This is a genomic window from Streptomyces sp. NPDC008317 (genome assembly GCF_042955955.1).
Classification (GTDB): Bacteria; Actinomycetota; Actinomycetes; order Streptomycetales; family Streptomycetaceae; genus Actinacidiphila.
Genome location: NZ_JBIBFQ010000001.1, coordinates 179,463 through 206,241, shown reverse-complemented (window position 1 = coordinate 206,241; position 26,779 = coordinate 179,463). Strand labels below are relative to the sequence as shown.

The window sequence follows — 26,779 nt, the reverse complement described above, 5'->3', positions numbered from 1 at the left end:
AACCCTTGCCCGTTCCGTCAGACGGCGTTTTTCGCGCGCCAGCCAACCACGCGTTCCGGACCCCTGCCAGCTTCCCGCCGCAACGATCCGAACACCTGTCCCTGATCCAGTATGAGGGCCTGCCCCCCCGGGTCGCGCGGGCGAACGGCCCGTTCGGCGCCGACGACCGGGTCCCGGCGGCTTTCGTGGGTGCGGTCTGCGGTGGCGTGGGAGCCTTGGCCGCGTATGGGAACGGTCTGCGAGGGAAGCTCACCATTTATGAACGGTACGAGTGGCGGTACGAGCGGCGGTACGGGTGGCAGCGCGGTCGGCGGTACGAGCGGCAGCGCGGTCGGCGGTACGGGTGGCGGCGATACGAGCGGTGACCCGGGGCAAGGCGCGGACGTGCGGGAACTCCTCATCCGCGCGGGCAAGGGCGACCGCGACGCCTTCGACCGGCTCTATCCGCTGCTGGCCCCCGCCGCCTACGGCCTGGCGCACTGCATGACGGGCGACGCGGCGCGGGCCGAGGAGCTGTCCCGCGAGGCGCTGGTCGACGTCTGGCGCACGGCGCCCCGCTTCGACCCCGCCCACGCCGACGCCCTGACCTGGGCGGTCACCCGCGTCCACCGAAGCCTGGTCGGCCTGCTCAGGTCCGGGCGGGACACGGAGGCCGTACGGACCGACGTCGGCCCGACCCTGGACGCGATCCTCGGGCGGCTGCGGGAGATCCGCGCCGACCCGCGGGTACGGACGGACCTCAAGCGGCTGACGCCCCGGCAGCGCGAGGCGGTGGTCCTGGCGGGCCTCGGCGGACACGCCTGTCCCGCGGCGGCCGTCGACCAGGCCGGTCCGGCGGCCACGAGACGGCCGGTCGATCTGCGCGACGGCCTGATCCGGCTGCGGGACTGGCTGCCCGGGCGCTGAGCCGGGCTAAGCCGAGCTGAGCCGAGCCGCGCACAGCTCGGCCGCCGAGCGGATCGCTGTCCGGTCGGCGGCCGTGGTGCTCCGTGCCGCGGGGCTGTCCTGCTGGCCGGTCGGCGGCTACTTGTCGGTGAGCATCCCGGCCCGCAGCTTGGCCAGGGTCCGGCTGAGCAGCCGGGACACGTGCATCTGGGAGTAGCCGAGCTCCGCGCCGATGTCGGCCTGGGTCAGCTCCTGGCCGAAGCGCATCCGCAGGATGCTGCGCTCGCGGTCGTCCAGCTTCGCCAGCAGCGGCGCCAGCGCCTGGAAGTCCTCGACGAGTTCCATCGCCGGGTCGGCCGCGCCGATGGTGTCGGCGTACGAGCGTCCGGCGTCCTCGCCGTCGTCACCGGCGGGCAGGTCGATGGAGCCCGCGGTGTAGCCGTTGGCGGCCACCAGGCCCTCGACGACCTCGTCCTCGGTGATCTCCAGGTAGGCGGCCAGCTCGGCGAGGGTCGGCGGCGCGTCCAGGACGGCGGTCAGGTGGTCGCGGGCCTTGGCCAGTTCGACCCGCAGTTCCTGGAGCCGGCGCGGTACGTGGACGGCCCAGGACGTGTCGCGGAAGAACCGCTTCATCTCGCCGACGATGTACGGGATGGCGAAGGTGGTGAACTCCGTCTCCCGCGACAGGTCGAACCGGTCTATCGCCTTGATCAGGCCGATCGTGCCGACCTGGACGATGTCCTCCCACTCCTGCGGGCCGCGGCTGCGGAACCTGCGGGCGGAGAAGCGGACGAGGGACATGTTCATCTCGATCAGCGTGCCGCGCGCGCGGCTGTACTCCTCGGTGCCCTCCTCCAGCGACTGGAGGCGGTCGAAGTACAGCTTCGACAGCTCGCGGGCGTCCTTCGGCGAGACCTTCGCCGGGTCCGCGACCTGCGGCACCTCACCCACGGCCGGAACGCTCCGGCCGACTCCGGTCGGCAGTGCGGTGGTTCCCGCGTCGTGCGTGATCGCCGTCATGTGTTCGCCCAACGTCGTCGGCTGTGACCCCAGGCACGTACCCCCTCTCACGCGTCGCACGCACGAAGACTCAGGAATTTCTTTTCCGGCCCCCACCCGTCACCCACCGTGCCCCCGGTCCGCCGTCCACCCGTCACCCGCGGTCCCGCGGTCCGCCGTCCACGCCTCGACCGCCGCGTCCGCGCTCGGCGCCGCGGTGAAAACCTGGTCGAGTCCCGTGACGCGGAAGACCCGGTCGAACCGCTCGGGGACCGCGGCCAGGACGGTGTGGGCGTGGGCCTCTTCCGCCCGGTGGTGGGCGGCGAGCAGCGTGCTGAGACCGCTGGAGTCGATGAAGTCCAGCCCGCCCATGTCCACGACGAGCTGTCGGCCGGGCGCGAGGGCGAGGCGTTCGACGGCCTCGCGGACCTGCGGCGCGGTGGAGTAGTCGAGCGCTCCGGCGAGTGCGACGACCGCGCCCGCGGGGGTGGCGCGGACGTCGACGGTCAGGAGTCCCATGGCACTCCTCTCGCGGACTGGCCTCATACGTGAGGTAGTTCGGAGCCGAGGTGCCCGCGGATTGGTGTTCGTACGATAAAAGTTCAGGCGCGCCGCTCTTCCGTCCGGTCCAGCGCGTCCCGCAGCGCCGCCCGCGAGGTGATGCCCAACTTCGGGAAGAGCTGGTGGAGATGGGTCGAGACGGTCCGCGGCGACAGCAGCAGCCGCTCCCCGATCTGCTTGTTGGTCAGGCCGGTGGCGGCCAGCCGGGCGACCTCCCACTGCTGCGGTGTCAGGGCGGGGCCCTCGGGCGGGAAGCGCGCGGCGACCGGGATGCCGCAGGCGCGCAGCTCCTTGTTGGCCCGGTCCGCCCAGGGGCGGGCGCCGAGCCGTTCGAAGCCGGCCGCGGCGGCGCCGAGCAGGTGCCCGGCCCGGCCGGGTGCCTTGCTCCGGCGCAGGCGTTCACCCAGGTAGAGCTGGACGCGGGCGTGGTCGAAGGGCCAGCGCTCGGCGCCCTCGACGGCCAGCGCCCGGCCGAAACCCCGTACGGCCTCGTCGTCGCGGTCCGCCGTCAGCGCGGCCGACGCGAGCAGCACCATCGCCAACCGCGGTGACACCGCGTCCAGTCCGGCCTCGCGCGCGGCCCGTACGTGCGCGGCGGCCTCGTCCCGCCGCCCGGTCCGTACCGTCGCCTCGACCTGGTCGAGGACCGCCCACACCGCGTGCCCGGCGAACGGCGCGAAGGTCCCGGGCGGCGTGATCCGGGAGGCGTGGCGGTACGCCTCGTCGAAGTCGCCGAGCGACAGGGCGGTCAGCGTCCGCGCGTGGGCGGCGTAGCAGCCGACGGCGTAGCCCCTGCGGGAACCCGCCCACTGGTCCATCCGGTCCGCGAGCCGCCGGGCCCGCGCGTACTCGCCGCAGGCCGCGTGCAGGCAGGCGAGGACGAATGTGCCGGTCCAGGAGCGCAGCGGATAGGCCATCTCCTCGCACCACCGCAGACCCTGCTCCGCGACCTGCCGCGCCTCGGCCCACTGGCCGGTGAACCAGGCGTGGCTGCTCCACAGGAACGACGCCTGGATGGCGGGGAAGACGTTCTGCCCGTCCAGGCCGCCGCGGGCGGTGAGCCGCAGCGGCGCCTCCATCGCGTGCAGGCGGTCGCCGTACGCGGCGGCGGTGGCGATCCGGACGATCCGCACCGGGTCCGCCGTGCCGGGCAGCGTCCGGATCGCGGTGTCGAGCCGCGCCCAGTCGGCCGGGCGGGCGCGGGCCGGGTCGCCGAAGGTGGTCCGCAGCAGATACAGGGTGTCGGGGACGGCGGCGCACTTCGCCAGCGCCGCGTCGAGCTCCGACCACAGCTCGCGCCGGCCGCCGTGCACGCACACCATCAGCAGCGTGGTCAGGGCCTCCACGAGCGTGGCGTCCGTGAGGTCGTACGGCTCGGGCTGGAGCGCGACGGCGCCGGACAGCAGGCGGTGCGCGGTGTCGATGTCCCCGTATCTGTTGAGCAGGTACAGCGCGGCGGCCACCGCGACGGCCGGGGAGTCCGCGTCCGGCGACGCCTGCCGCGCGTCGTGCAGGAGGCGCGGTACGTCGCGTACGTCGCCGGTGAGATTCGCGCCGACGTACGCCGCCTTGGCCAGCCGCCGGGCGTACGCGTCGCCCGCGGGGCTCAGCTCGGCCGAACGGACCAGCGCGGCAACGGCGTTGGGCCCGTCGCCGCGGCGTGTGCCGACGTCGGCGGCCTCCTCCAGGAGCGCGGCGATCGACTCGTCCGGCTCGTCGGCGGCCTGGGCCAGGTGCCAGGCGCGCCGCTCGGGGACCGCGGCCCACGCCGCCGCGAGCGCGCGGTGGACGCCCCGGCGCTGGTCGCTGGTCGACAGCTCCACGACGGCGGAGCGGATGAGGGAGTGCCGGAAGTGCACGCGCCCCATGTCGTCGTCCACGCGCACGAGTCGCAGGCGCTCCGCCGGGGCCAGGTGCTTCGGATCGCACCGGCCGGCCACCGCGCGGCGCACGATCATCATGGTGCCGCTGCCCTCCAGCGCGGCGACGAGCAGCAGGTGCCGGGTGGCCGGTGGCAGCGTCCTGATGCGCGAGGCGAAGGTCGACTGGAGCCGCTGCGGCAGCGGCAGCCGCTTGGGCAGGGCCTGGGACGCGCGCCGCTGGGGCTCGGTGAGGGCGGCGGGCAGCTCCAGCAGCGCCAGGGGGTTGCCCTCGGCCTCGGCGATCACGCGCCGCCGCACCCGCGAGGCGAGCGTCGGGAAGCGGCGGCGCAGCAGCTCGTCGGCGGCGGCCTCCGGGAGCGGCCCCAACTCGTGCAGGGGAAGGCCGTTGTGGTCGAAGAAGCTCTCCTCGCCGAGCCTGACCGCGCACACCAGACCCGTGGCCGTGCCCGGCAGGCGACGGGCGACGTGCCCGAGGACGACGGCACTCGACCGGTCAAGCCACTGCGCGTCGTCCAGCACCAGCAGGGCGGGGCGGTCGCGGGACAGCGCGGCGGCCAGCGCCGCCGCGGCCTCCACGACCGCCCGGTGGCCGGGCGCCGCGTCGTGCTCCAGGCCCAGGACACCGGCCAGGGGCGGCAGTTCGGCCGCGCGGGCGCGGACCTCGGGCACCGACGTCAGCAACTGCCGCAGCGCGCCGTAACTCAACTGCGCCCGGTACTGCACACCGTCCGCGCGCAGCACCCGCATCCCGGCGGCCTCGGCGCTCCCGGCGACGGCGGCGAGCAGCGCCGACTTGCCGACGCCCGGCTCGCCCACCAGCGCCAACGACCCTCCGCGGCGCGGGACTTCGGCCAGGAACGCGCCGAGCCTGCCGAGGTCGGCGTCCCTGCCGACCAGCAGCCCGTCCCTCGCGTCGCCGGCTCCGTCGCTCATCACTGCCCCCTGCCGCGCCCCGGCCGACCGCCGTCACCCGACTACGTCATATGACGGAATCGGGCAGGCCCGCCAGGCTCCTAGTGTGCATCCCACGACCTCGTCCGTCCGAGGGAACCGGCAGGTGGCGGGGGAAACCCGCCGGGTGACGGGGAGCACGCGGAACGCCGCACCCTCGGACGACGCCGGCCGGCGGCCGGGGAGGGACACCTCGGCTCCGCAGCTGAGGGGAGTGGTGCGCCATCACCGGACGTACGGGCTTCGGCGAGGTGCTGCGCGGCCATCGCCGCGCGGCGCGGCTGACCCTCGAGCGACTGGCCGAGGCGTCCGGTGTCAGTGCCCGGACCCTGTCGGACATGGAGCGCGGCCGGAGCCGCGGACCCCAGCAGCGGACCGTGACCGCGCTGGCCGACGCCCTCGCCTTGGAAGGCGCCGCGCGCGCGGAGTTGCTCGACCTGGCGCGGGACGGCCGCCTGCGCGGCCACTGGACGCGTCCGAGCGGCCTGTGCGAACTGCCGGGCGCCGTACCGGACTTCACCGGCCGCGCCGCCGAACTGGTCTGGATGAGCGAGCTGGTGTACGCCGAGAGCGCGCCGGGCGTCGGGGTGGTCGGTCTCGTCACCGGCGCCGCGGGTCTGGGCAAGACCACCTTCGCCGTCCGGGCCGCCCACGCCGTACGGCCGAGCTTCCCCGAAGGGGTGTACTTCCTGGACCTGCTCGGCATGTCGCAGCGGCCCGTGACCGCGGACGAGGCGCTGCGGCACGTCCTGCGCGCGCTGGGCGTCGGCGACCAGGACATCCCGGCCGCCACCGAGGGCCGCGCCTCCCTGTACCGGTCGGTCCTGCGCGACCGGCGCGTCCTGGTCGTCCTCGACAACGCCGCGTCGGAGGAGCAGGTGCGCCCGCTGCTCCCGGCCGGGGGAGCGGGCCGGGCCATGATCACCACCCGGCGGCTGCTGGCAGGACTCGAAGGCGTCCGCAGGCTGGTGCTCGGCCCGCTGCCGCTCCCGGAGGCCACGCACCTGCTGACCGGGATCATCGGCGAACGCGCGGCCACCGACGAGGAGTCCGACCTGACCAGGCTCGCCGAGCTGTGCGGCGGTCTCCCGCTCGCGCTGCGGATCATCGGGAACCGGCTGGCCAGCAGGCCCGGTTGGGCGGCCGGTGAACTCGCCGCCCGGCTCGCGGACGAGGAGCGGCGGCTGGACCAGCTCACGGCCGGTGACCTCAAGATCGCCAACGCCTTCGGGATGTCGTACGAACAACTCGCCGCGCCCGCGCGGGCGTTGTTCCGGCGGCTGGCCGCCGTGCCGGGGCCGGACGTCGACGCGGACCTGGCGGCCGTCGCGGGCCGGATGCCGGTCAAGGAGACCTGGGACGCGCTCGACGACCTCGTCGACCTCGGCCTGCTCCAGGACAGCACCGCCGGGCGCTACCGCTTCCACGACCTGGTCCGCCTCTTCGCGCGCGAGCGGCTGCGGGAGGAGGAGAGCCCGGCGCGGCGCGCGGAGTTGGCGGACCGGGTGACGGCCTGGCTGCTGCGGACGGCCACCCTGGCCGGGCGGTGGTTCGAACCCGGCTACGGCCGTCCCGACCGGCCCGACCCCGAACTGCCGAGCCTGGCCTCGGAAGAAGAGGCCGAACGCTGGCTGCGGGCGAACGTGGACAACTGGCTCGGCGCGATGCGGGCCGCCGCGGCCCGCGGCCGGTACGCGCCCGTGCTGGACTGCGCCGAGTCCATGCACTGGTTCTCCGACCGGTGGGCGCACGGCCCGCACTGGCGCGAGGTGTTCACGCTCGGCGCCGAGGCTGCCGCGGCCCTCGGCGACCTAGCCCAGCAGGCGGCCCAGCTCAACTATCTGGCCTGGGTCCACTGGGTGCCGTCCCGCGACCCGCGGGCGGTGCTGCGGTACGCGCGTGAGGCGCTGGAGCTGGCCGAACGCGGCGGCGCCACCGCGCAGATCGCCTGGTCCCACCAGTACGCCGCCGGGGCGGCGCGCCTGCTCGGCCGCCCCGGCGAGGCGATCGCGTCCGCGTCCCGGGCGGCGGAGACGTTCCGGGCCCTCGGCGACATGGACTCCTATGTGCAGTCCCTCGCCTCGATCGGCAACTCGCTGCGGGAGGAGGGCCGTTACACCGAGGCGCTGCGGCAGTTCCGTACCGCTCTCGCCGTCATCGACGACGAGGAGCCGCGGATGGCGCCGACCGTCGTGGCGCACTGCCGCCCGCTGGGCCTGATCCGTATCGGCCAGTGCCTGGGGCACCTCGGCCGCCGTCCTGAGGCGATCGCCGCGCTCACCGCGGCGATCGCCTCCCTGGACGCGCAGCGCCTGACCGGCTTCCGGCTCGCCGAGGGACTGGAGACGCTGGGCGCCCTGCTGGCCGACGAGGGCAGGACCGACGGGAGCCGGCGCGCCTACGCACGGGCCGCCGAGGTGTTCGCGGAGGTCGGGGACACGGAGGCGGCCGACCGGTGCCGCCCGCTGTCCGCGCAGCCCTGACCCGCCTCACGGCGGGCCGGGCCGGGGTCAGAAGCCGCCGTTGGCGCCCTGGGCGGCCTGCGCGATGACGGCGGCCACGACGGCGGGCCGGGACACGTACACGGCGTGGCTGCCGGGCGTCTCGGAGACGGTGGCCTTGGCCCGCTCGGACATGGCGCGCTGCGCGGGCGGCGGGATCATCCGGTCGTCGGTCGCGACCAGGTACCACGACGGCTTCGTCCGCCACGCGGGCTCGGAGACCGTACCGGCCAGGGCCTCCACACCCCACGGGACCTGCGCGTCGGCCATGAAGGCGGCCACGTTCGCGGGCACGTCGGCCGCGAAGGACGCCGCGAACTTCTCCCGGTCGAGGAAGAGGAATCCGTCCTGCGGCGGCAGGATGGGCGGCACCGGCGCACCGGGCGGCGGGTCGGCGATCAGCGTGTTGACGGACTCACCCGCGTCCGGCGCGAAGGCCGTGATGTACGCGAGCGCGGCCACGTTGGGGTGGTTGCCCGCCTCGGTGATGACGGCGCCGCCGTACGAGTGCCCCACGAGCACCGCGGGACCGTCCAGACCGTCCAGCACCCGCCGCGTGACCGCCACGTCGTCGGCGAGCGACAGCGTCGGATTCTGCACGACCGCCACCCGGTAGCCGTCGGCCGTCAGATGGTCGTACACCCCCTGCCAGCCCGCCCCGTCCACGAATCCGCCGTGCACCAGCACGACATTCCCGATCGCCGTCATGACCTCTCCTGACCTGGTGGTCCGCGGCCCCGACGGCCGCCGCCCCACCGCCGAGTCAAGTCCTCGGCACCGGCCGGGACCACGCAGAACAGCACGCAGAAGTACGGCGGCGCGGGGGGCGGCCGAGGGGCCCTGATGCAGCCGGGGTGAATTTCATACGGTCATCTCCTTGCGGGCTGCCCAGCGCTGGATGACAACCTGCTGAACCGTTCCCGATCCCGGCCCGCGGGCCTGGTTTCGCGCCGAGCGACCGCCCTACGTTGAAGTGCTCCGGAGCGCGCGGGAGAGCGCGGACGGCAGCCCTGGACCACGGACCTGAACTGGCGGAATCAGCACATGAGGCATGCGGGCGGCGGCTCCGGCGACGACTGGCCGGGGGGCCGCGGCGGCCCGGCGGGCGGCGGCGGCCCGGCGGCCGGCGGGGTGCTGCGGACCGAGGAACGCCCCGCCGCCGAGGCGCTGCCCGCGCCGGGACCCCTGGCCGTACCGGCCCCGCCCGCGCGCCGCCCCCGGCTGTACGTGATCGACGCGCTGCGGCTGTGCGCCGCGCTGATGGTCGCGCTCCACCACTACGTGGGCACCAACCGCGTGAACCAGCCGCACAATCCGGTCTGGGACCGCCCGGCCTCCCACGTCTTCCCGGCCGTCTTCCGCGTGTCGTCCTACGGCTGGATCGGCGTCGAGATCTTCTTCGTCATCAGCGGATTCGTGATCTGCATGTCGTGCTGGGGGCGCGGACCGCGGGACTTCTTCGTCTCCCGGGTGATCCGGCTCTACCCCGCGTACTGGTTCGGCGTGCTGTTCACCGCCGCCGTGCTCACGCTGTGGCCCGCGGTCTTCAAGGCGCCCGCCTCCGCGCGCGACACGCTCTTCAACCTCTCGATGCTGCAACAGGGTTCGCGCATCGCCGACGTCGACGGCGTCTACTGGACCCTCTGGTCGGAGCTGCGCTTCTACTTGATCTTCCTGCTCGTCGTGGCCACCGGTCTGACCTACCGCAAGGTCGTCGTCTTCTGCTGCGTGTGGGGCGTCGCCGCCGCCCTCGCCCCCGTCGCCGGGACGCCCGCGCTGACGCTGCTCGCCAACCCGGACGCCGCCTGGTACTTCATCGCGGGCCTCGCCCTGTACCTGATGCACCGCTTCGGCCAGGACCTGCTGCTGTGGGGCATCCTCGGGATGTCCTGGCTGATGGCCCAGAGCGAGATCGCCCAGCGCGTCGACACCGTCGAGCACGTCTCCAGTTGGCGCGGCGCGCTCCTGCTCTACACCGTCTTCCTGCTCCTCATGGTCGGCGTCGCCGTCGGTCTCACCGACCGCCTCCAGTGGAGGTGGCTCGCCACCGCGGGCTCCCTGACCTACCCCTTCTACCTGGTCCACTACGCCGCGGGCACCACCGCCATCCACTACCTGCGCGACCGCGCCGACCCGCGCCTGCTGGTCGCCGCGCTCATCGGCGCGATGCTGCTGCTGAGCTACCTCGTGCACCGGCTGGTGGAACGCCCGCTGTCCACGCTCCTCAAGCGCGGCCTCACCCGCTCCTTCGCCCGCCTCGGACCGCCGCCGGTCCGCCGGACCCCGTAGCCGTACCGGTCCGCCGAACCCCGTAGCCGTACCGGGCCGCCGAGGAATAGGGCGGGCGGCCCGAGCGCTTGCCGGTGCATGACGCTGGTGGATGGGTCGGCCGCGCCCCTCGGCGGTGTGCGCGGTGTGCCGACGTGGGACATGGTGGCCGTGACGGTCCGCCGACTGGGCCCGGGAGAGCGGCTGGACGGCGGCGACGGCGCGATCTGGGCGCTGGTCCTGGACGGCGACGCGCGGCTGGAGACGGCGGCGGGCGCCGAGGCGCTGTGTGCCGGGGACGCCTTCCACGTGGACGCCAGGACCACGTACCGGCTCGTCGCGCCGACCCGCGCGGAGGTGGCCGTCGGCACTCTGCGGGCGGTGCCGCCGATGCCGAGTCCGCTGGTGGCGCGGGACTTCGCGGGGCGCAACCGCGGCATCGTGGAGCTGGTGCGGATGTGCCCGCTGGACCCGAGGCACGGGCATCCGCTCTTCGCCGCGAGCTACGGCGGGCTGATCCAGGCCGCCATGGTGCAGGCCGTCGAGGAGAGCGCGCGGGAGCGCTCGGACCCGCGCCTGACCGCGCTGGTGTCGGCGCTCGACGCGCATCCCGGGCGGGCCTGGACGGTGGACAGCATGGCGCGCTTCGCGCACCTGTCCCGCTCGTCCCTGAGCGAGCGCTTCCGCCGCGAGCTGGGCCGCAGCCCCGCGCAGGTGCTCCGCGAGGTACGCATGCGGCACGCCCGCGAACTCCTCGCCGGTACGGACAAGCCGGTCGAACGGATCGCCCTCACCGTGGGCTACGGCTCCGCCGCCGCCTTCAGCCGCGCCTTCTCCGCCGACCACGGCCGATCGCCCCAGTCCTGGCGCTCCCACCCGGGGTCCGGGCGGCCCCCCGAAGCCGATGCCGCCTGCGGCGGCGGCTCCGTGGAGTAGCGGCGGGTCGCGTACCGGCTGTTCAGGCCCGGGGTCTGGCGAGGAGGCCGAAGCCGATGCTGCCCGCGAGTGCGGCGGCGGCTCCGACCAGGAGGGCGCCGCGTACGCCGCCGTTGTCGACCACGGCGCCGCCGATCGCGGAGCCGGCCGTGATGGCCACCTGGAAGGCGGTCACCTGCAAGGAGAGGGCGGATTCGACGCGCTTCGGCTCGGCGCGGGTGACCCACAACTGGGTGGCGACCGGGACCATGTTGAAGCCGAAGCCCCAGACGACGATCGCCACGACCGCGACGGGGAGCCCGGAGGTCGTGCCCAGCACGAGCAGGCTCGCGCCGAGCAGGAGGGGCGCGACGACGACGGCGAGCCCGAGGCGCCGGGAGAGCGCTCCGGCGGCGAGGTTGCCCGCGAGGCCGCCCACACCCCAGCCGAGCAGCAGCCAGACCGTCGTACCCGAGGTGACCCGTTCGATCGCGAGCCGGATGTACGGGTAGGCGGCGAAGTTGCCGAAGGCCAGCAGCACGATGCAGCCCACCCCGGCCATCAGCCGCCGGTTGGCCAGCGCCTGCCGGAGCATGCCGAGGCCCGCCCCCGGCTGGGCGGGCACCGGCGGCAGCGTCGCCACCACGGCGGCCAGCGCCAGCAGGCTCAGGCCCGCGGCGGCCCAGAACACCGGCCGCCAGCCCACCGCGTCGCCGAGGACCGAGGAGAGCGGTACGCCGACGATGGTGGCCGCGCTCACGCCCAGCGCCAGGCTGGTGGACACGACGTGGTCGCGCCCCGGCGCCGCGCTCGTCCCCGCCCCGAGCGCGAACGACCAGAAGCCCGCGATGGCCACGCCCAGCAGCAGGCGGCCCGCGAGCAGCAGCGGGAAGTTCGGCGTCACCGCCACCACCGCGTTGGACAGCACGGCGGCGGCGAGCAGGCCGATCAGTACGGTCCTGCGGTCGGTGCGCGGCAGCAGCACGGCGATGGTGGGCGCGGTGAGCGCGCCCGCGATCGCCGTGGCCGCGACGGCCAGCCCCGCCGTGCCCTCGCTGACGCCGACGTCCGACGCCATGGCGGGCAGCACGCTCGCGGGCAGGAATTCGCTGCCGACCAGGGCCCCGATCCCCAGCGTGAGCGCCGTGACCGGGGCCCAGGAGGCCGCGCCGGGTCCGCCGCCCGCGGCGGCCTCCACGGACGGGTCGTCCGTGCCGCGGACCGCCGCAGGCTCGGTACTGGTCGCGTAGCTCTCTGAGGTCATGCGCCCAGTCTCACGGGCGCGGCCCGCCGCGGCTTGACCGTTCGGCCGCACTCCTTGATGGCGCGGCCGGACCCCCGTGGCCGGACCCCCGCGACCGGACCTGTGGCCGGACCCGCGACCGGACCCCCCCGTGGCCCGACCCGTGGCGCGGCCCGCTCAGCAGCAGCCCGCCGGGCCCTCCTGCGCCACTGCCGCCGGTGCCCCGACGCCGAGCTGGACGAGTCGCGGCGTCGGGGCGCAACAGCCGCCACCCTGACCGGCGTTGGCGTTGGCGTTGGCGTTGGCGTCGGCGTTGGCGTCGGCACCGGCCTCGTCGTAGAGGCCCGCGCCGCCGCAGACTCCGGTGTCGGGGAGGGTGAGTTCGACGCGGTCGGCGGCTTCGAGGTCTCCGGCGACGGCGGCGGCCACCGAGCGGACCTGCTCGTAACCGGTCATGGCGAGGAAGGTGGGCGCGCGGCCGTAGGACTTCATGCCGACGAGGTAGACGCCGCTCTCGGGGTGGGCCAGTTCGCGGTGTCCGTGGGGGTAGATCGTGCCGCAGGAGTGCTGGTTGGGGTCGATGAGCGGGGCGAGCGCGACCGGGGCCTGGAGGCGTTCGTCCAGGCCGAGGCGGAGTTCGGACAGGAACGACAGGTCGGGGCGCAGGCCGGTGAGCACGACGACCTCGTCCACCGGGTCCAGGCGGCGGCCGTCGTCGCCGACCAGGACGACGCGGCCGTCGGCGGCGCGCTCGACGGCGTCGGTGCGGAAACCGGTGACGGCGTCCGCGTGCCCGTCGTCCACGGCGGCCTTCGCGGCGAGGCCGAGGGCGCCGCGCGCGGGGAGTTGGTCGGCGGTCCCGCCGCCGAAGGTCGAGCCGGACAGGCCGCGGCGCAGCACCCACACCGCGTGCGTCCCCGTACCGTCGTCGGCCTCGGCCAGGTCGGCCAGGGTGGCGAGCGCGGTGAAGGCGGAGGCGCCGGAGCCGATGACGGCGGTGCGTTTCCCCGAGTAACGGGCCCGTACGGAAGGGTCGTTGAGGTCCGGGACACGGTAGGCGATACGGTCGGCCGCCGCGCGCTCGCCGAGGGCCGGGAGCCCGTTGGCGCCCGCGGGGGAGGGCAGGGTCCAGGTGCCGGAGGCGTCGATGACGGCGGAGGCGAGGACGCGCTCCTCACGTCCGTCGGCGAGGACGTAGTCGACGGTGAAGGGCTGCCGCTCGCGGTCGGCGTCCACGATCCGGTCCCGGCCGACGCGGGACACGCCGGTCACCGTGGTGCCGTAGCGGACGGCGTCGCCGAGGACGTCGGCGAGCGGCTGGAGGTAGCGCTCGGCCCAGTCGCCGCCGGTCGGGTACGCCGCCGGGTCGGGCCTGGTCCAGCCGGTGGGGGCGAGCAGCTCCTCGGCGGCGGGGTCGGTCAGCTCGGCCCAGGTGGAGAAGAGCCGTACGTGCGCCCAGCCGCGTACGGCGTGGGCGGCGCGTGGCCCGGTCTCCAGTACCAGGACGGCCTGACCGCGCGCGGTCAGGTGGGCGGCGGCGGCGAGGCCGGTCGGACCGGCTCCGATCACGACGGCGGGCGGGGCGGTGGTGGACGCGCTCACGGTGCTTCCCCTCTGAGGTCTCTGGCTCTCGGAGTCCCGGACGCTCCGGAGTTCCGGAGTTCCGGAGTCCCGGACGCTCGGGAGTCTCCGACGCCCGGATTCTCTGATTCGACATCTGTCGATGTCCTGTGCCGCCAGCGTGGCATCTGAATCGATGACCGTCAAATTAGATGTCCGTCGAATCCGTCGCTCCCGACGTCCGGGCCGCCGCCCTGATTCGACATGTGTCAACATAGATGCATGTCGAAAACCGAGCCGCTCCCCGCGCCTGCGGCGGACACCGCGCCCTGCTGCCCGCCGCTGAGCGAGCGCGCCCTGACGGCCGAGGAGGCCGAGCGGACCGCGGCGATGTTCAAGGCGCTCGGCGACCCCGTACGGCTGCGGCTCTTCTCGCTCATCGCCTCGCACGACGGCGGCGAGGCGTGCGTGTGCGACATCTCCGACGTCGGCGTCTCCCAGCCCACGGTCTCCCACCACCTCAAGAAGCTCCGCGAGGCCGGACTGCTCACCTCCGAGCGGCGCGGGACCTGGGTCTACTACAAGGTCGCGCCGTCCGTCGTGGCGGGCATGGGCAGTCTCCTCGGCCCGCCCGGTGCCGCGCGCCGGTAAGGGCTACGGCCGAGGCCCGCGCCGGGCCGCAGCGGCGGTCAGACGACGATGGAGGTCAGGGCGGCCCACAGCAGGGGCGAGTGCTCGACACGGCCGGTGGCACGCCAGCGGCTGAGCCGTTCGCGCTGCCAGCCGGTGAAGTGGCGTACAGGGTCCGGGTCTTCGTGGGCGGCGTCCACGGCGAGGACCGCGTCGGTCAGGGGGCGTACGGACTCGGGCAGGCCGCCGAGGCGGTGGAAGGCGAAGCTGGTCGGGAGCGGCCAGCGCGCGGCGGTGACCAGCTCCGCGCCGTTGTGGAGCATCGCGGTCGCCAGCCCGAACGACTCGGCGAAGCGCAGGTCGCCGCCGCTCTCGCAGCCGATGAGGGCGACGCGCGGCGGCGCGGGCCAGATGCGGGCGCCCGGCTCGCCGTCCGCGCGCAGGGGGAGCGTGCCGAGCAGCAGGTCCTTGGCGGACAGCGGCCGGTGGGTGCGGACCGGCTCGGCGAGGCCGTCGGTGCCGGGCCCGCAGCACAGATGCAGGGTGCCGTCCTCGCTCTGCCCGCCCTCGACCGGCGCGCCGCTCACGTGCCCGACGTACATCAGCCGCCGTGGCCGCTTCCGCAGCGCCCCGCTCAGCCAGTCCCGGTCGAGGTCGGTACGGCGGAACGCCTCGGCGGGCGCGGCCACGGACGGTACGACCGCGCCCGCGTCGAGGCGGCGCCGCACGAGGGACAGCAACTCCGGGTCGGAGCCGGGCGGTCCGAGGACCGAGCCGAGCGGGGAGTCGGCCCGGAAGCCGGGCACGCGGGGGTCGAGGACGAGGACGACGGCGTCGGTTTCGCCGTGGGGCACGGCGACGGGGGCGTCGGCTTCCCGAGCGTCGGCGTCCCGAGCGTCGGCGCCCGCGCCGGTGACCCGCGTCCGCCGCAACGACGCCGGTGCGGTCGTCACGACGTCCGCCAGCTCGATGAGCCGTACGTCGCCGGTGTCGTCGACGGCCAGCAGTTCCCAGGGGACCTGCGCCACCCTCGGCGACGGCTGGATACGGATCAGCGGACGGCCCGCCCGCGCCGCGACCTGCCGGATCTGCTCCGTCAGCCCCTCGGGCCACAGCGCCCGGGCCAGCTCCCGCGCGAGCCGGTGCTCGGCCTCGCGATCGGTCAGCGCGCCCGTGGCGAAGGCGCGCCGCATTCCCTCCGCCCCGTCGCCCGCCCCCGGCAGCGCGGCGGCCAACGCGCCCACCGCGCGGTCGACTTCGTCGGCGGGCCCGTGGCCCGTGCCGAAACCGCGCACTCCGCCGGCCCACGTCCAGGCCATGAACAGGTCGTCGGCGTCGGCCAGCCGGATCTGGACCACCGGGCGGGCCGTGAGGTCGTCGGTGACCCAGAACGGCACCTCCTCCTCGTCCACGATCCGCCGCTGATAGCGGAACTCGGCCGCGGCGACGTACTCCTGGAGCGCGACGCGGCCGGACTCCGCCGACATCCGCACCTTCGGCGGCGGCGCGACGCGCAGTCCCGCGGAGGCGGCGGCGTCCGCCGCCACACCGCCGAGCGTGGGCGCGGAGCCGTCGCGCCCGCCGGGCCCGTAGACCTTCACGGCCGCGCCGGGGAAGACGGCGGGCCCGGCGGCCCCGGTGCGCGTGGCCGACGCCGTCGTACGGTCCAGGGCCAGGGAGGCGCCCGCGCAGCGGTGCTCCACCAGCTCGAACAGGAGCCCCTGGTCCTGGCGTCGTACGGCGAGCCGGAAGGCCAACGCCATGGCGTCGTCGGCGAGTTGGAGCCACTGGCTGCGGGCGTGGGCGGTGGCGAAGTCGTAGCGCGCGGCCTCCAGGGCGAGTGCGGCGGGAAGCGCGAGGGAGAGCGCGGTGCCGACGGACTCCGGCTCGCGGGCGCCGTGGTCCGTGACGTTCAGATTGTGCTCCAGGGTCTTCGCGAGCAGGAGGTCGACCTGCGCGCACCGCTCGTACACCTCCCGCGCCTGGTACGCGTCGCGGGCCTGCTGGGCCAGCCGCTTCATCTCGGTGATGTCGCCCCGGTCGTACGCCTGTTGGGCGCCCAGCAGCATGGTGTCGGCGGCGGCGATGACGGCACCGAGGCGTTCGAAGCGGGCCAGGCTCGACTCCAGCAGGCCGGCGGCGCGGGTGGCGTCGCCCCGCAGACCGGCGAGGTACCCGCGGGCCTGTTCGCAGACCGCCAGGTCACCGAAGCGCTCCTGTTGGGCGAAGACCGCCGCCGCCTCGGCGAACAGCCGTTCCGCGAGGTCCGGTTCGCCCCGGTGCATCGCGGTGTACGCGCGGTGGACGACCAGCGTCCGCTGCTCGCCGACGTCCCCCAGCGCGCGGAAACCGTCCTCCGCGCGGGTGAAGTAGTCCTCGGCCAGGTCGTACCGCCCGGTCGAGGAGCAGACCAGACCGAGGGCGGTCAGGAGGCGGGGCACGGTTTCCAGTACGGGACGTGCGGCGGCCTGCGCTCCGGGTTCCGTCGCGGCCTCCGCTCCGGGTTCCGCCCCGGCTTCCTTAGCGGTCTCCGCCACGGTCTCCGGCATCGTGGACAGCAGGGCCGAGGCGTGCTCCTCGGCTCTTCCCCACTCGCCGCGTTCCATCAGCAAGTGGACCCGGTTCAGGCCGAGTTCGGACGCGCGCAGCCCCTCGACGTCCTCGAATTCGGGCAGCCGGAGCGCCGCTTCGTCCAGAGACGCCAGCGCCTCGTCCAGGCGCCCGGACCTGCGCAGCAGGTCGGCCCCGCAGAGCAGCGTCTTCAGCAGCACCTCCAGCCACAGTTGACGGCCGCGCGGTCCCATCGGCTCGGACGCGATGCCGTCCAGGAGGCGGCGGGACCGTTCGACGGCGTCCTGCGCACCGGTCAGGTCGGTGGCGGTGAGCCGGACGCTCGCGAGGTCGGAGAGCAGATGCGCCCGGAGGAACCGCACGTCGGGCGAGTCCTCGAAGGACTCGGCCAGCGCGAGCAGTTGCTCGTACACGCCGGACGCGGCCCCGTGATCCGCGGCCAGTTGGTGCTCCTGCGCCAGCGCGAAGCCGGAGTCGAACGGCTCCCCGTAGAGCTGTATCACCTCCGCGTCCGGCCCGGCGCTCCCCTCGTCACCTGTCGTCATGCGTCAGTAGTCCTCACCCGTGGTGGTGGCGGCGACGATCTCGGCGAGGAAGGGGGCCGAGGGCGTGACGCGGGCCGACGCGTCGTACGGCGCCGTGCCCTCGGCCGGTCGGGCCGCCGCGCTTACGAGGCGGTCCCGGACCAGCGCGCGGACCGCCTCACGGTCGGCGTGGCCTTCCGGGCCCGGACCGGGGTCGAAGCCCGGCAGCAGTACGGCGACCTCGAAGCGCGGCGTCAACTCCCCTGCGGACAGGCCCGGTTCCAGATCCGCGCGGCCGGTCCACACGTCGTCCCGCCGGGTGAGGGGCGCGCGGACCGGGAGCCCGCCGTTGACCCGTACCTCCGCGACGAGGGGCGCGCCGCCGACGGGCGCCGCGATGTGCGCGACGACCTCGACCTCGATCCGGCGCCGCCCGCCGAGCGCGCGCGCCGTCCAGGACACCGCCGACTCGGCGGCGTCCACGAACCCGGGCGGGTAGCGGCGCCAGTCGTTGGTCCCGGTGCCCCGGGCGATCACCCGGCCGCCGACGGCGAGGGGTTCGCCCGCCGCGAGGGTGTAGCCGAGGCGGGAGGCGAAGAGCGCGCCAGGGGTGAGGGGCGCGAGTGCCGTACGGTCCGCAACCTGGTCTTGGTCCGCGTCCAGCTCCGCGCGGAGGCGGCGCAGCTCCGGTCCGTCGAGACCGGCGGCGTCGGCCGCGCCGTCGATCAGCCGCAGCACGCTCTCCAGGTGACGCGCGGTGTGCCCGGACCGCGGCTCCGCGCGCCACCACCGGACGAGCGGGTCGAGAGCGGCCTGATGGTCCTCGATCAGTTCCGCCACGCAGTCGTCCGGCTGGTCCCCGCGGTCGTCGAACAGCTCCTGGCACTGGTGGGTGAGCGCGGCCAACTCCAGCCCGAGGACGTCCGGTTCGAGTGCCGGAATCCCGTCCGCGTACGACGCGGGCCACCACCGGGAGGCCCAGTGCCCGAAGGCGAGGCGGGCGGCGGCGTCCGCCAGAGCGGTTCCGTCGCCGGTCACCCGCGCTGGTGCCGGGCCCGCGACCGTGTCCCCGGCCGCCTCGCCTGTCGTCTCCCCGGCCCCCTCTCCGCCCGCGCAGGACCGCACGGCAGCGGCGGCGCGCTCGCCGTACACCGCCCACAGCCACTGCTGCGCGCGCTCCACGTCGTGCACCTCGGCCACCGGCAGGACCGGGTCCCCGAGGACGGGCCAGAGCAGGACCGCGCCCGCGACGTCGAGGACGGCTTCGGTGAAGCCGGGGCCGGGGCTGGGGCTGGGGTCCGGGCCGAGCGGGTCGCCGCCGTTACCGGCAGGGGAGCCGTCGGGAGGGCTGGGGGAAGGGCCGGGACCGGCGGTGATCCGTACCGCCCCGTCCTCGCCCCGCCTGACGTAGAGGTCCGCGCCCGCCATCACGCGCTCCTCGGCTCGGCCGCTTCCGCGGCGGCGCCCGCCGACAGGCTCCGCAGCGCCGACCTCACCCTCGCGCGATGGTCCATCATCACCGAGCGCGCGACCCCGTCGAGCACCGCCCAGGCCGCCCCGGCGTCCGCCAGCGGCGCCCCGTGGACGTCCCGGCCGTGCAGCCGTACCCACAGCCGCCGCATGTACGCGGCCCACGGCGCGCGGAGGTCGTGCGCGAGGGCGTCCAGGACCCCGCCGTCCGGGTCGGGCCGGGGGGAGACCGTCATCCTGCGGGCGCGCAGGACCGAAGCCTCGCGCCGCCAGCGGCTGTTGACGGCCCGGTGCGCGGCCGTCCGCCCCAGCGCGGATTCGCCGCTGCCCAGCGGGTCGAGGCCGACGGCGAGCCGCCCGCCGAGGACCGCGGCGACCCGCAGGCTCTCGTCGTACAGACCGAGCGGGGCGCAACCGCGGCCGACCTCCCGGTCCACGAGGTCCGGCACAGCGGGTAGTTCGTCGCGCCGGGCCGACGACTGGAGGACGACGAAGAGCCGTTCGAAGAGCGTACGGTCCAGGGGCGCGGGAAGCGTGGCCGTCGAAGCGCCCCGTCCCACCTCGGGACACGGCGGCGACTGCCGTGCGGTGAGCCCGAGATGAGGCGGCAGATCGGCCCGGCCCCACACCCCGCCGCCCGCGTCTTCCGCCCACAGCGCCCGGCCGAAGGACGCGCCGTGGCCCGCCTCGACCATGGCCGCGTACGGCGCCGAATTCCGCGACCGGTCAGGGGCGTTGCTGCTGCCGTTGCCGCCTCCGCAGGACTCCAGCACCTCGGCCGCCGCGACGGCCGCCGCGAACGCTTCGGCGGCGGGGGCCGGTTGACGGCTCTTCCAGCGGGCGGCCAACTCCCTTTCGAGCCGCGCGCGTCGGACGCCGTCCGCCAGGTGCTCCTTCAGCGCCTCCACCGTGCGTCCGCCGGCCGTGTCGGCCACGTCCTCCACGACGTCCCTGGCCACCGCGTCCGCACCGGCCGCGGGCGGCCCGTGTTCCGTGGCCAGTTCGAAGCAGCGCTGGAAGTACAGGTCCTGGGGGTTGCCGGCCACGACGCCCAGCGCTCTGCGGGTCCTCTTGAGCAGCGTGAACCACCGCGCCGTCGCCTCCAGCCGCCCGCCGGACTCCCGGATCAGCGCCTCCAGCCGCGCGGCCTGCTCTGGCAGGAGGAAGTCCGCCGCGAATTCGGGGTGCAGCGCCGGCCGGACGATCAGCGGCAGCACGATCAGCTTGACCGTCCTGGTCAACGGCGCCCCGCCGGGGCCGCTCAGCGATTCCAGCCCGGGCCCGAGGGCACGCCACGCCCGGTCGATGACCATGGCGCGCGCTCGGGCCGGGGCGCCGGTCGGCTGGCTGGCAGGCGGCATGTGAGGAGCGTACGTCGTACGGAATCGGGCTGGCGAACCTGGGATCGGTAGGTGTTCCCGGCCCCCTAGCGTCCCTGTCGTCAGCCCGTCGACCCCCGTCTCCGTACCGCACCGGGTGCGCGTTGGGCGTGCACAGGACGTGCACAGACCGTGCACAGACCGTGCACAGGGCGTGCGCCGGGCGGCACGGGACCGGGCATCACCAGAAGGAGCAGCCGTCATGGGAATCTTCAGGAAGCGCCGCCAGAGCCGCGAGGAGCGGGCGGCCGAGATCGCCGGCAAGGTGGCCAGCGGCAAGGGCTTCTACGGCCGTACCACCCGCGCGTTCCTCGGCGAGGAGGATTTCAGCCGGGTCCAGCAGTCCATCGGGGCGTACAACTCCGGCCTCGACGTACAGCAGTTGCTCGCGGCCGGGGCGCCGACCACCCCCGCCGTGGTCGTGTCGATCACCGACACCGGCAGGCTCGTCAACTTCGACCCGGTGGTCGACCTGGTCCTCCAGCCGAACGGGACCGCCGACCGGATCGCGCTCCAGACCATCGTCTCCAAGCTGCGGATTCCGCGCGCCGGGGACCAGGTGCTGCTGGTGGCGGACCCCGCCCGGCCCGGCGGCTACCTGTACGCCGGGGACGGGGTCACGCCGTGAGGGCCGCCCGTACTCCGGCGCCGTGCCCCGTCCCGGTCCCGACGCCGATGCCGACGCCGTCGCGCCCGCCGACGTCCTCGCCCGCGTCCGCGTAGGAACCTTTCCGGGGAGGGTCACATGCGGAGCTACGCCGGTGCGTTCATCGGCAATCTCCTCTTCACCGCGATCTGCTGCATCGCGGGCCCGTTCTTCCTGCTGATGGGACTCCAGATATGGCACGGCGGGACCGACCGGGGCGCCGCGCTGGTCTGCCTCGGCGTCGGCCTGGCCGGCACGGTCACGATTCCCGTCGCGGCCTACACGTCCACGCGGCAGGGGTTCCCCCGGATCACACGCCGGGACCGGGCGAAGGACGCGAGTGTCCGCTACGACGACGACACTCTCGTGATGCTGACTCCGGAGTCCCCCAAGGGCCCGGCGCGGGCGTGGCTGGCGCGGGCCGACGTCCTGGAGGCGTCATTGGTGCGCTACAGCCCCGACGGCGAGGCCACCTTCACGAAGCACTTCGGCAACTACACGCCCGACGAGTTCACGCCGCTGATCCGGCTGAGGCTGCGGGTGCACGGCGTCGAGGGCGCCGACCCGTTCGAGGTCACGCGGGAGTGGCGGGTGCCGTCCATGTGCCTGTCCGCCGTGACGGCCGGGCGCCTGGTCGTCCTCGTCCACCCGGCCCCTTCCACCTGGCCTTCCGCCGGGCCTGCCGCCGGACCTGCCGCCGGGCCTCCCGGCTCCTCGGACGCCGTCCCCGGCACAGCCTCGGACGCCGCCCCGGCCACCCCCGGCGAGATCACCCCCCAGTGGCCGCGCAGCCTGCTGCTCGCGGGGACGAGGACCAGTCGGCTGCTCGACCTCGACGGCCACCGCACCGACGTCACCCGGCGCCCCGGCCGCCTCCTGGAGCAGATGCGGATCTCACGGGCGGCCGGAGGAGTCGTGATGACCGGCGACACCATCGACCTGCGACGACTGGACCCGCACACGGCCGGGCGCTACACCGCCCTGGCCGAGCGAATCCGCGCCCACCCCGAGGACCGCGCACCGGTCACGGAACCGGGGGAGGAGGCCCGCTGGATCGTGGACGAACTGCCCGGCGCCACGGGCGAGTTCGGCTCCTCGGGCCGCCGCTGGTCCCGCCGTGGCGGCCACCTGATCCGCGCCCGCTTCGTCGAACTGCGCGGCACGACCACCTTCCAGGACCACGGCCCGGTCCTCGACACCGTCGTCCGCGTCCAACCGGAGGACGGCACGCCGCCGTTCGACGCCGCCCGCCGCCTGACCCTCCCGATGAACTACCTCGCCGTCCTCCACCGCACCCGGGACGTCGTCCTGTGCGTCGCCCCGCGCGGCACGTCCTACGTCGTCGACTGGCCCCGCACCAACCTCCTCGCGGGCGTCACCCCCGCCAAAGTCATCACCCCCGACTCGGCCGAACTCCCCCTCACCGGCCGCCCCGACCTCATCTGGCCCCTGATGACCCTCCTCGCCGCCCACGGCCTGTCCGCCCCGGCCCCCACTCTCGACCTCCGCCGCCGCCGTATGGCCCCCATCGCGCCGTTCGCCCTGCGGATACTGGACTCGGCACCTCCCCGCTGACCCCGGAAGCCGAGACCCGCCGAGTGTCCGGCCCGCGTCGGCGGCCGAGGTCGAGAAGGCGGGCGAAGCCGGCGCGGGCCTCCCACCGCGCCGCCTCCGCCGGGGCAACCGTCCTTGCCGGAAACAGCCGTTAGAGGCGGCGGCCCAGCAAGTGGGCGTCGAGGAAGCCCCGTTCGGAGGCCGGGTCGTGGACCAGCCGGGCGAGGTTGAACAACCCCGCCCCGGCGAGGAGTTCGGCGAAGCGGTCCACCGGCCAGCTGTAGGCGGGCGTGACCTTGTGGTCGAAGCGGACCGGCTCCGGCCCTTCGGTGGCGAAGAAGGAGGCCATGAGCAGGCCGCCCGGGGCCAGGACGCGTACCTGTTCCGCGAGGAGCGCGGGCACTTCCTCCGGCGGGGTGTGGATCATCGAGTAGTGCGCCAGCACGCCGCCCAGTGCCCCGTCCTCGACCGGCAGCGCCTCTATCCGCGCCTCGTCGAACCGCAGCGCCGGATGAGCGCGCCGGGCGTGGCCGACCATGCCGGGCGAGAGGTCGAGCCCGAAGGCGTCCAGCCCCAGGTCGTGCAGCATGGCCGTCATGTGCCCCGGCCCGCACCCGAGGTCGGCCGTCCGCACGTTCCCCGTCCCGCGCACCAACTCGGCGAAGGTGCCGAGCATGCCCCGCGCGAACGGCTGCGTCTCCAGCCGGTCGGCGAACAACGACGCGTACAGCTCGACGACCCCGTCGTAGGCCGCCCTGGTCCCGTCCTGGTGTTCCGCCACGCGAAGGAAGCTAACACCTCCGCCACCGCCGCCGCCCCCGGGTGACAGGCCCCGCCCGGGGCTCAGGGGCGGCCCCGCCCCACCCCGTCCACCTGGACTTTTACGGGCCTGGGGCCGTTCGACTGGGCCGCTCACCACAACGGCCGAACCTGGCCCCGTCGGTCACGGTTCGTGTCCGCCGCCGGCCCGATCCTGGCGGCGGACCGCATCTGCCCAGGCCGTGGGCAGGGGGCCATCTCGCCGACCCAGCTCCCGAAGGGGAACGATGAAGCGCATTCTCTCGCTCACTCACGCCGCCTGGACCGCCGCAGCAGTGGCGGGCTCCATGGCGGTGTTCGCCCTCCCGTCCGCGTCGGCGGCGGCGTCGCCCGCCCCGTATCCCAGCGGTTCCGAGGGTCCGGTGTTCGTCCAGACGGACAACACCGCCCACAACGAGATCGTCGCCTACCACCGCGCCCCCGACGGCTCCCTCAGCCGACGCGGCACCTTCGCCACCGGCGGCAAGGGCGGTGTCCTCGACGGCTCGGTCGTCGACCACCTCGCCTCGCAGGGCTCGCTCGTCCACGACTGCGCGCACCACCTGCTCTTCGCCGTCAACGCGGGCAGCGACACCGTCACCGTCTTCTCGGTCGACGGCGAGAGGCTCCACCGCGAGCAGGTCATCACCTCCGGCGGACGTTTCCCCGTCAGCCTCACCGTCCACAACGACCGGGTCTACGTCCTCAACGCCCGCGACGGCGGCTCCGTCCAGGGCTACCGGATCGCCGGGGGCAAGAGGCTGGAGCGCGTCGGCGGGTGGAGGCGGGAGCTCCACCTCGACACCACGACGGCGCCGGAGTTCACCCACACCCCCGGCCAGGTGTCCTTCACCCCCGACGGGTCCCGACTGATCGTCACCACGAAGGCCGGCGGCAGCAGCGTCGACGTCTTCCGCGTGAGCCCGTCCGGTGCCCCGTCCGCCCGTCCCGTCGTGAACGTGGAGAACGGGGCGGTCCCCTTCGGCTTCACCTTCGACAGCCGTGGCCGCCTGGTCGTCACCGACGCGGGGACCAACGCCGTGCTGACCTTCGCGGTCCGCGAGGACGGCCACGTCGTCCGGCTCGACAAGGCGCTCACCGGCGAGCAGGCCACCTGCTGGATCTCCCGCGCCGGGGACCGCTTCTACGCCTCCAACGCCGGCAGCAACGCGGTCTCCGGCTTCCGGCAGACCCGTCGGGCGACGCTCGAACCGCTCGGCACCACCGCGACCGGCGCGGGTTCCACGGACTCCGCCGTCACCCCCGACGAGCACTTCCTGTACGTCCAGACCGGCGGTACGGGCGGTGTCGACGCCTTCCGCGTCGAGCGGGACGGCTCGCTCTACAAGGTCGGCACCGTCATCGTCCCGGACGCCGTCGGCGGCGAGGGAATCGTCGCCCTGTAGAGGCCAGGACCGCTCGTAGAGCCCGGGACCGGCTGTAAAAACTGGCACCGGCTGTGTAAAGCCCGGGACCGCCCGGAGAGTCACCGCCGCGCGCCGCGCGGCACGGGCCCGCCGAAGCGGCTTTTCGGCGGGCCCCACGGCGTTCTCGGCGGTGACGACCGCCCGCCGCCGCCCGGGGGGGTCTTGACAAGGCCCGCCACCTGGCACGTACGTTCATTCCGCACCGTCAACCCGCATCACGCGGCCGGAGCGTTCTCCCGGCCGCGTCGCTGTGCCCGGCTTTCGCGGCCGGGCCGATCGGAGTCGTCGTGAAGGGATCGCGCGCCGTATCGGTCGGGGCCGCCCTTCTGCGGCCCGGCCGGACGAAGCGTCGGCACGTCGATCTGTGCCGGATCCACACCACGCTCTGTCGCTGACGATCCGCCGTCCACGACGGCTTTCTCCCCCCTCTTCTCCGGGTACCGCCGCGCGTTTTCGCGCGCCTCCGCACCTCGCGGTAGCGCCTCCGCACCTCGCGGTAGCACGTCCGCACCCCGCGGCAGCACGTCCGCGCACAGGGGCGGGCACCCGCGCTGCCCGTCGGCCCGCGCCGGAGAAGACCCCGATCCTCAGCCACATGACGCACCGGTGCCGTCGCCGCCGGTGAGAAGGGACGACCTGTGAGCGCGCAGCCTCCGAGGACGCTGAAGACCGTGACCGGGGCCGGCGGTGTGTCGGAGACGTACGACCTGGCCGTCGATCCGGAGCGGTCCACCCTGGACACCGCCGTGCGGGTCGCGGCGCTCGCCGAGGCGGCGCGGATCGACGCGCTGTTCACCGCCGACCTGCTGAGCTTCGGCGCGCAGGGCGCGATCGGCTCGCAGGAGCCGCTGGTGTTCGTGTCGGCTCTGAGCCAGGTCACGTCGCGGATCGGCCTGATCGCGACCGTGTCGAGCACCTTCCACCACCCGTACAACCTGGCGCGCCTGTTCGGCACGCTCGACCACGTCAGCAACGGGCGGGCCGCGTGGAATCTGGTGACCTCCTCGCTCGGCGAGGAGAACTTCGGCCCCGGCGCGCTGCCCAGCCCCGAGGAGCGTTACGCGCGCGCCGCGGAGACGCTCGAGGTCGTCAACGCGCTGTGGGACAGCTGGAAACCGGGCGCGCTGACCCGCGGGCCGGACGGCGCGGCGGTGCTGGACCCCGCCAAGGTCCGGCCCGTCGACCACCGCGGCTCGTACTTCTCGGTGGCCGGTCCGCTGAACATCCCGCCGCTGCCGCAGCGCCGCCCGGTGCAGTTCCAGGCCGGGCAGTCCGAAGCGGGCCGGGCACTGGGCGCGCGGTACGCCGAGGTGGTGTTCACCTCGCTGCCCACGCTGGACATCGCGCTGGACTTCACCCGCCGCATCCGCGCCCAGGCGGCGGAGTTCGGCCGCCCCGGCGGACTGCCGCTGATCTTCAGCTCCTTCCACGCCACCTACGGCGCGACGGAGGAGGAAGCGCGCCGACTGGTGCGCGAGCGGCGCGAGTCGATCGACTTCGAGCGCGGCCGGGCGCAGGTGGCAGACATGCTCGGCGGCGGCGTCGACCTCTCGGAACTGCCCCTGGACGCCAAGCTGCCGGACAGCCTGCTGCCGGACGTCACGTCGGTGAACCGGCGGCGCGGCCGGGTCGACATCTTCGTCGGATACGCCCGACAGGGCTACACGCTGCGGGAGTTGATCGTCGCCGCGCAGGACACCGGCCACTGGGCCGCCGCGGGCACGCCGGAGCAACTGGCCGACGCGGTCGAGGAGCGCTTCCGGGCCGGAGTGCTGGACGTCATCACGCTCGGCGGCCTCGCCGACCCGCGCGAGCACGACTTCGTCGTCAACGGCCTGCTGCACGAGCTGCGCAAGCGGAAGGTCGTCGCCGAGGACTACGCCGGGAGGACGCTGCGCGAGAACTTGGGGCTCGAACTGCCCTCGTGAGACGCCCGGTTCGCCTTCCGCTCCCACCGACTGTCACCGCTTGTCACCGAATTTGACCATCTGCCACCGCCCGTCCACCCCGACGA

General features: G+C 74.6%; 19 protein-coding genes. 9 read left to right on the top strand and 10 right to left on the bottom strand.

Annotation, left to right across the window (positions count from 1 at the left end):
- Positions 1 to 258: 258 nt before the first annotated feature.
- Positions 259 to 906: a sigma factor gene (locus ACFY9V_RS00745; RefSeq protein ID WP_391158380.1), complete on the top strand. Its 648-nt coding sequence runs from the start codon at positions 259 to 261 to the stop codon at positions 904 to 906.
- A 117-nt stretch (positions 907 to 1,023) separates the two neighbouring features.
- Here the strand turns inward: ACFY9V_RS00745 and ACFY9V_RS00740 are convergent, their stop codons facing one another.
- The 3 genes from ACFY9V_RS00740 to ACFY9V_RS00730 form a co-directional block, all read right to left on the bottom strand.
- Complete coding sequence (locus tag ACFY9V_RS00740; RefSeq protein WP_355340050.1) at positions 1,024 to 1,905, bottom strand: SigB/SigF/SigG family RNA polymerase sigma factor; 882 nt, start codon at positions 1,903 to 1,905, stop codon at positions 1,024 to 1,026.
- 99 nt (positions 1,906 to 2,004) lie between these two features.
- Positions 2,005 to 2,403: an anti-sigma factor antagonist gene (locus tag ACFY9V_RS00735; protein WP_391158378.1), complete on the bottom strand. Its 399-nt coding sequence runs from the start codon at positions 2,401 to 2,403 to the stop codon at positions 2,005 to 2,007.
- Positions 2,404 to 2,486: 83 nt separating this feature from the next.
- Complete coding sequence (locus ACFY9V_RS00730; protein WP_391158376.1) at positions 2,487 to 5,261, bottom strand: AAA family ATPase; 2,775 nt, start codon at positions 5,259 to 5,261, stop codon at positions 2,487 to 2,489.
- Positions 5,262 to 5,530: 269 nt separating this feature from the next.
- Between ACFY9V_RS00730 and ACFY9V_RS00725 the strand changes: the two genes are divergently transcribed.
- Positions 5,531 to 7,762: an NB-ARC domain-containing protein gene (locus tag ACFY9V_RS00725; protein WP_391158375.1), complete on the top strand. Its 2,232-nt coding sequence runs from the start codon at positions 5,531 to 5,533 to the stop codon at positions 7,760 to 7,762.
- Positions 7,763 to 7,789: 27 nt separating this feature from the next.
- On the opposite strand, the gene ACFY9V_RS00720 is transcribed toward ACFY9V_RS00725, so the two are convergent.
- A complete protein-coding gene (locus ACFY9V_RS00720) occupies positions 7,790 to 8,488 on the bottom strand; it encodes an alpha/beta hydrolase (protein ID WP_355340061.1) in 699 nt (232 codons plus the stop codon).
- A 336-nt stretch (positions 8,489 to 8,824) separates the two neighbouring features.
- Between ACFY9V_RS00720 and ACFY9V_RS00715 the strand changes: the two genes are divergently transcribed.
- Both ACFY9V_RS00715 and ACFY9V_RS00710 read left to right on the top strand, forming a co-directional pair.
- Positions 8,825 to 10,069 (top strand): acyltransferase family protein, encoded by a 1,245-nt coding sequence (locus ACFY9V_RS00715; protein ID WP_391158373.1) that lies wholly within the window; start codon positions 8,825 to 8,827, stop codon positions 10,067 to 10,069.
- A 78-nt stretch (positions 10,070 to 10,147) separates the two neighbouring features.
- Positions 10,148 to 10,984, top strand: coding sequence for a helix-turn-helix domain-containing protein (locus ACFY9V_RS00710; protein WP_391158371.1), 837 nt, complete (start codon positions 10,148 to 10,150; stop codon positions 10,982 to 10,984).
- A 22-nt stretch (positions 10,985 to 11,006) separates the two neighbouring features.
- Here the strand turns inward: ACFY9V_RS00710 and ACFY9V_RS00705 are convergent, their stop codons facing one another.
- Positions 11,007 to 12,227 (bottom strand): MFS transporter, encoded by a 1,221-nt coding sequence (locus ACFY9V_RS00705; protein ID WP_391158369.1) that lies wholly within the window; start codon positions 12,225 to 12,227, stop codon positions 11,007 to 11,009.
- 156 nt (positions 12,228 to 12,383) lie between these two features.
- Positions 12,384 to 13,808 (bottom strand): NAD(P)-binding domain-containing protein, encoded by a 1,425-nt coding sequence (locus ACFY9V_RS00700; protein WP_391158368.1) that lies wholly within the window; start codon positions 13,806 to 13,808, stop codon positions 12,384 to 12,386.
- A gap of 240 nt (positions 13,809 to 14,048) precedes the next feature.
- Between ACFY9V_RS00700 and ACFY9V_RS00695 the strand changes: the two genes are divergently transcribed.
- Positions 14,049 to 14,417 (top strand): metalloregulator ArsR/SmtB family transcription factor, encoded by a 369-nt coding sequence (locus ACFY9V_RS00695; protein ID WP_391041647.1) that lies wholly within the window; start codon positions 14,049 to 14,051, stop codon positions 14,415 to 14,417.
- Between the two features lie 38 nt (positions 14,418 to 14,455).
- Here ACFY9V_RS00695 and ACFY9V_RS00690 read toward each other — a convergent pair whose 3' ends face one another.
- The 3 genes from ACFY9V_RS00690 to ACFY9V_RS00680 are packed head-to-tail and all read right to left on the bottom strand — an operon-like array spanning position 14,456 to position 20,322.
- Positions 14,456 to 17,512 carry a hypothetical protein gene (locus tag ACFY9V_RS00690; RefSeq protein ID WP_391158366.1) on the bottom strand — a complete coding sequence of 1,019 codons (3,057 nt, stop codon included), beginning with the start codon at positions 17,510 to 17,512 and terminating at the stop codon, positions 14,456 to 14,458.
- Positions 17,513 to 17,515: 3 nt separating this feature from the next.
- Positions 17,516 to 18,919: a hypothetical protein gene (locus ACFY9V_RS00685; RefSeq protein ID WP_391158364.1), complete on the bottom strand. Its 1,404-nt coding sequence runs from the start codon at positions 18,917 to 18,919 to the stop codon at positions 17,516 to 17,518.
- The gene (locus tag ACFY9V_RS00680) at positions 18,919 to 20,322 is read right to left on the bottom strand and encodes a hypothetical protein (protein ID WP_391158362.1); all 1,404 of its coding nucleotides are present in this window, start codon (positions 20,320 to 20,322) and stop codon (positions 18,919 to 18,921) included. The genes ACFY9V_RS00685 and ACFY9V_RS00680 overlap by 1 nt, the downstream gene beginning before the upstream one ends.
- A gap of 220 nt (positions 20,323 to 20,542) precedes the next feature.
- On the opposite strand from ACFY9V_RS00680, the gene ACFY9V_RS00675 reads away from it, so the two are divergent.
- The gene (locus ACFY9V_RS00675) at positions 20,543 to 20,968 is read left to right on the top strand and encodes a hypothetical protein (protein WP_355340088.1); all 426 of its coding nucleotides are present in this window, start codon (positions 20,543 to 20,545) and stop codon (positions 20,966 to 20,968) included.
- A gap of 117 nt (positions 20,969 to 21,085) precedes the next feature.
- Positions 21,086 to 22,561 (top strand): hypothetical protein, encoded by a 1,476-nt coding sequence (locus tag ACFY9V_RS00670; protein ID WP_391158361.1) that lies wholly within the window; start codon positions 21,086 to 21,088, stop codon positions 22,559 to 22,561.
- Positions 22,562 to 22,691: 130 nt separating this feature from the next.
- Here ACFY9V_RS00670 and ACFY9V_RS00665 read toward each other — a convergent pair whose 3' ends face one another.
- On the bottom strand, positions 22,692 to 23,321 hold the full coding sequence (locus ACFY9V_RS00665) for a methyltransferase domain-containing protein (RefSeq protein ID WP_391158359.1): 630 nt from the start codon (positions 23,319 to 23,321) through the stop codon (positions 22,692 to 22,694).
- A 265-nt stretch (positions 23,322 to 23,586) separates the two neighbouring features.
- Between ACFY9V_RS00665 and ACFY9V_RS00660 the strand changes: the two genes are divergently transcribed.
- Positions 23,587 to 24,744 (top strand): lactonase family protein, encoded by a 1,158-nt coding sequence (locus ACFY9V_RS00660; protein WP_391158357.1) that lies wholly within the window; start codon positions 23,587 to 23,589, stop codon positions 24,742 to 24,744.
- A 659-nt stretch (positions 24,745 to 25,403) separates the two neighbouring features.
- Positions 25,404 to 26,693: an NtaA/DmoA family FMN-dependent monooxygenase gene (locus ACFY9V_RS00655; protein ID WP_391158355.1), complete on the top strand. Its 1,290-nt coding sequence runs from the start codon at positions 25,404 to 25,406 to the stop codon at positions 26,691 to 26,693.
- Positions 26,694 to 26,779 lie beyond the last annotated feature (86 nt).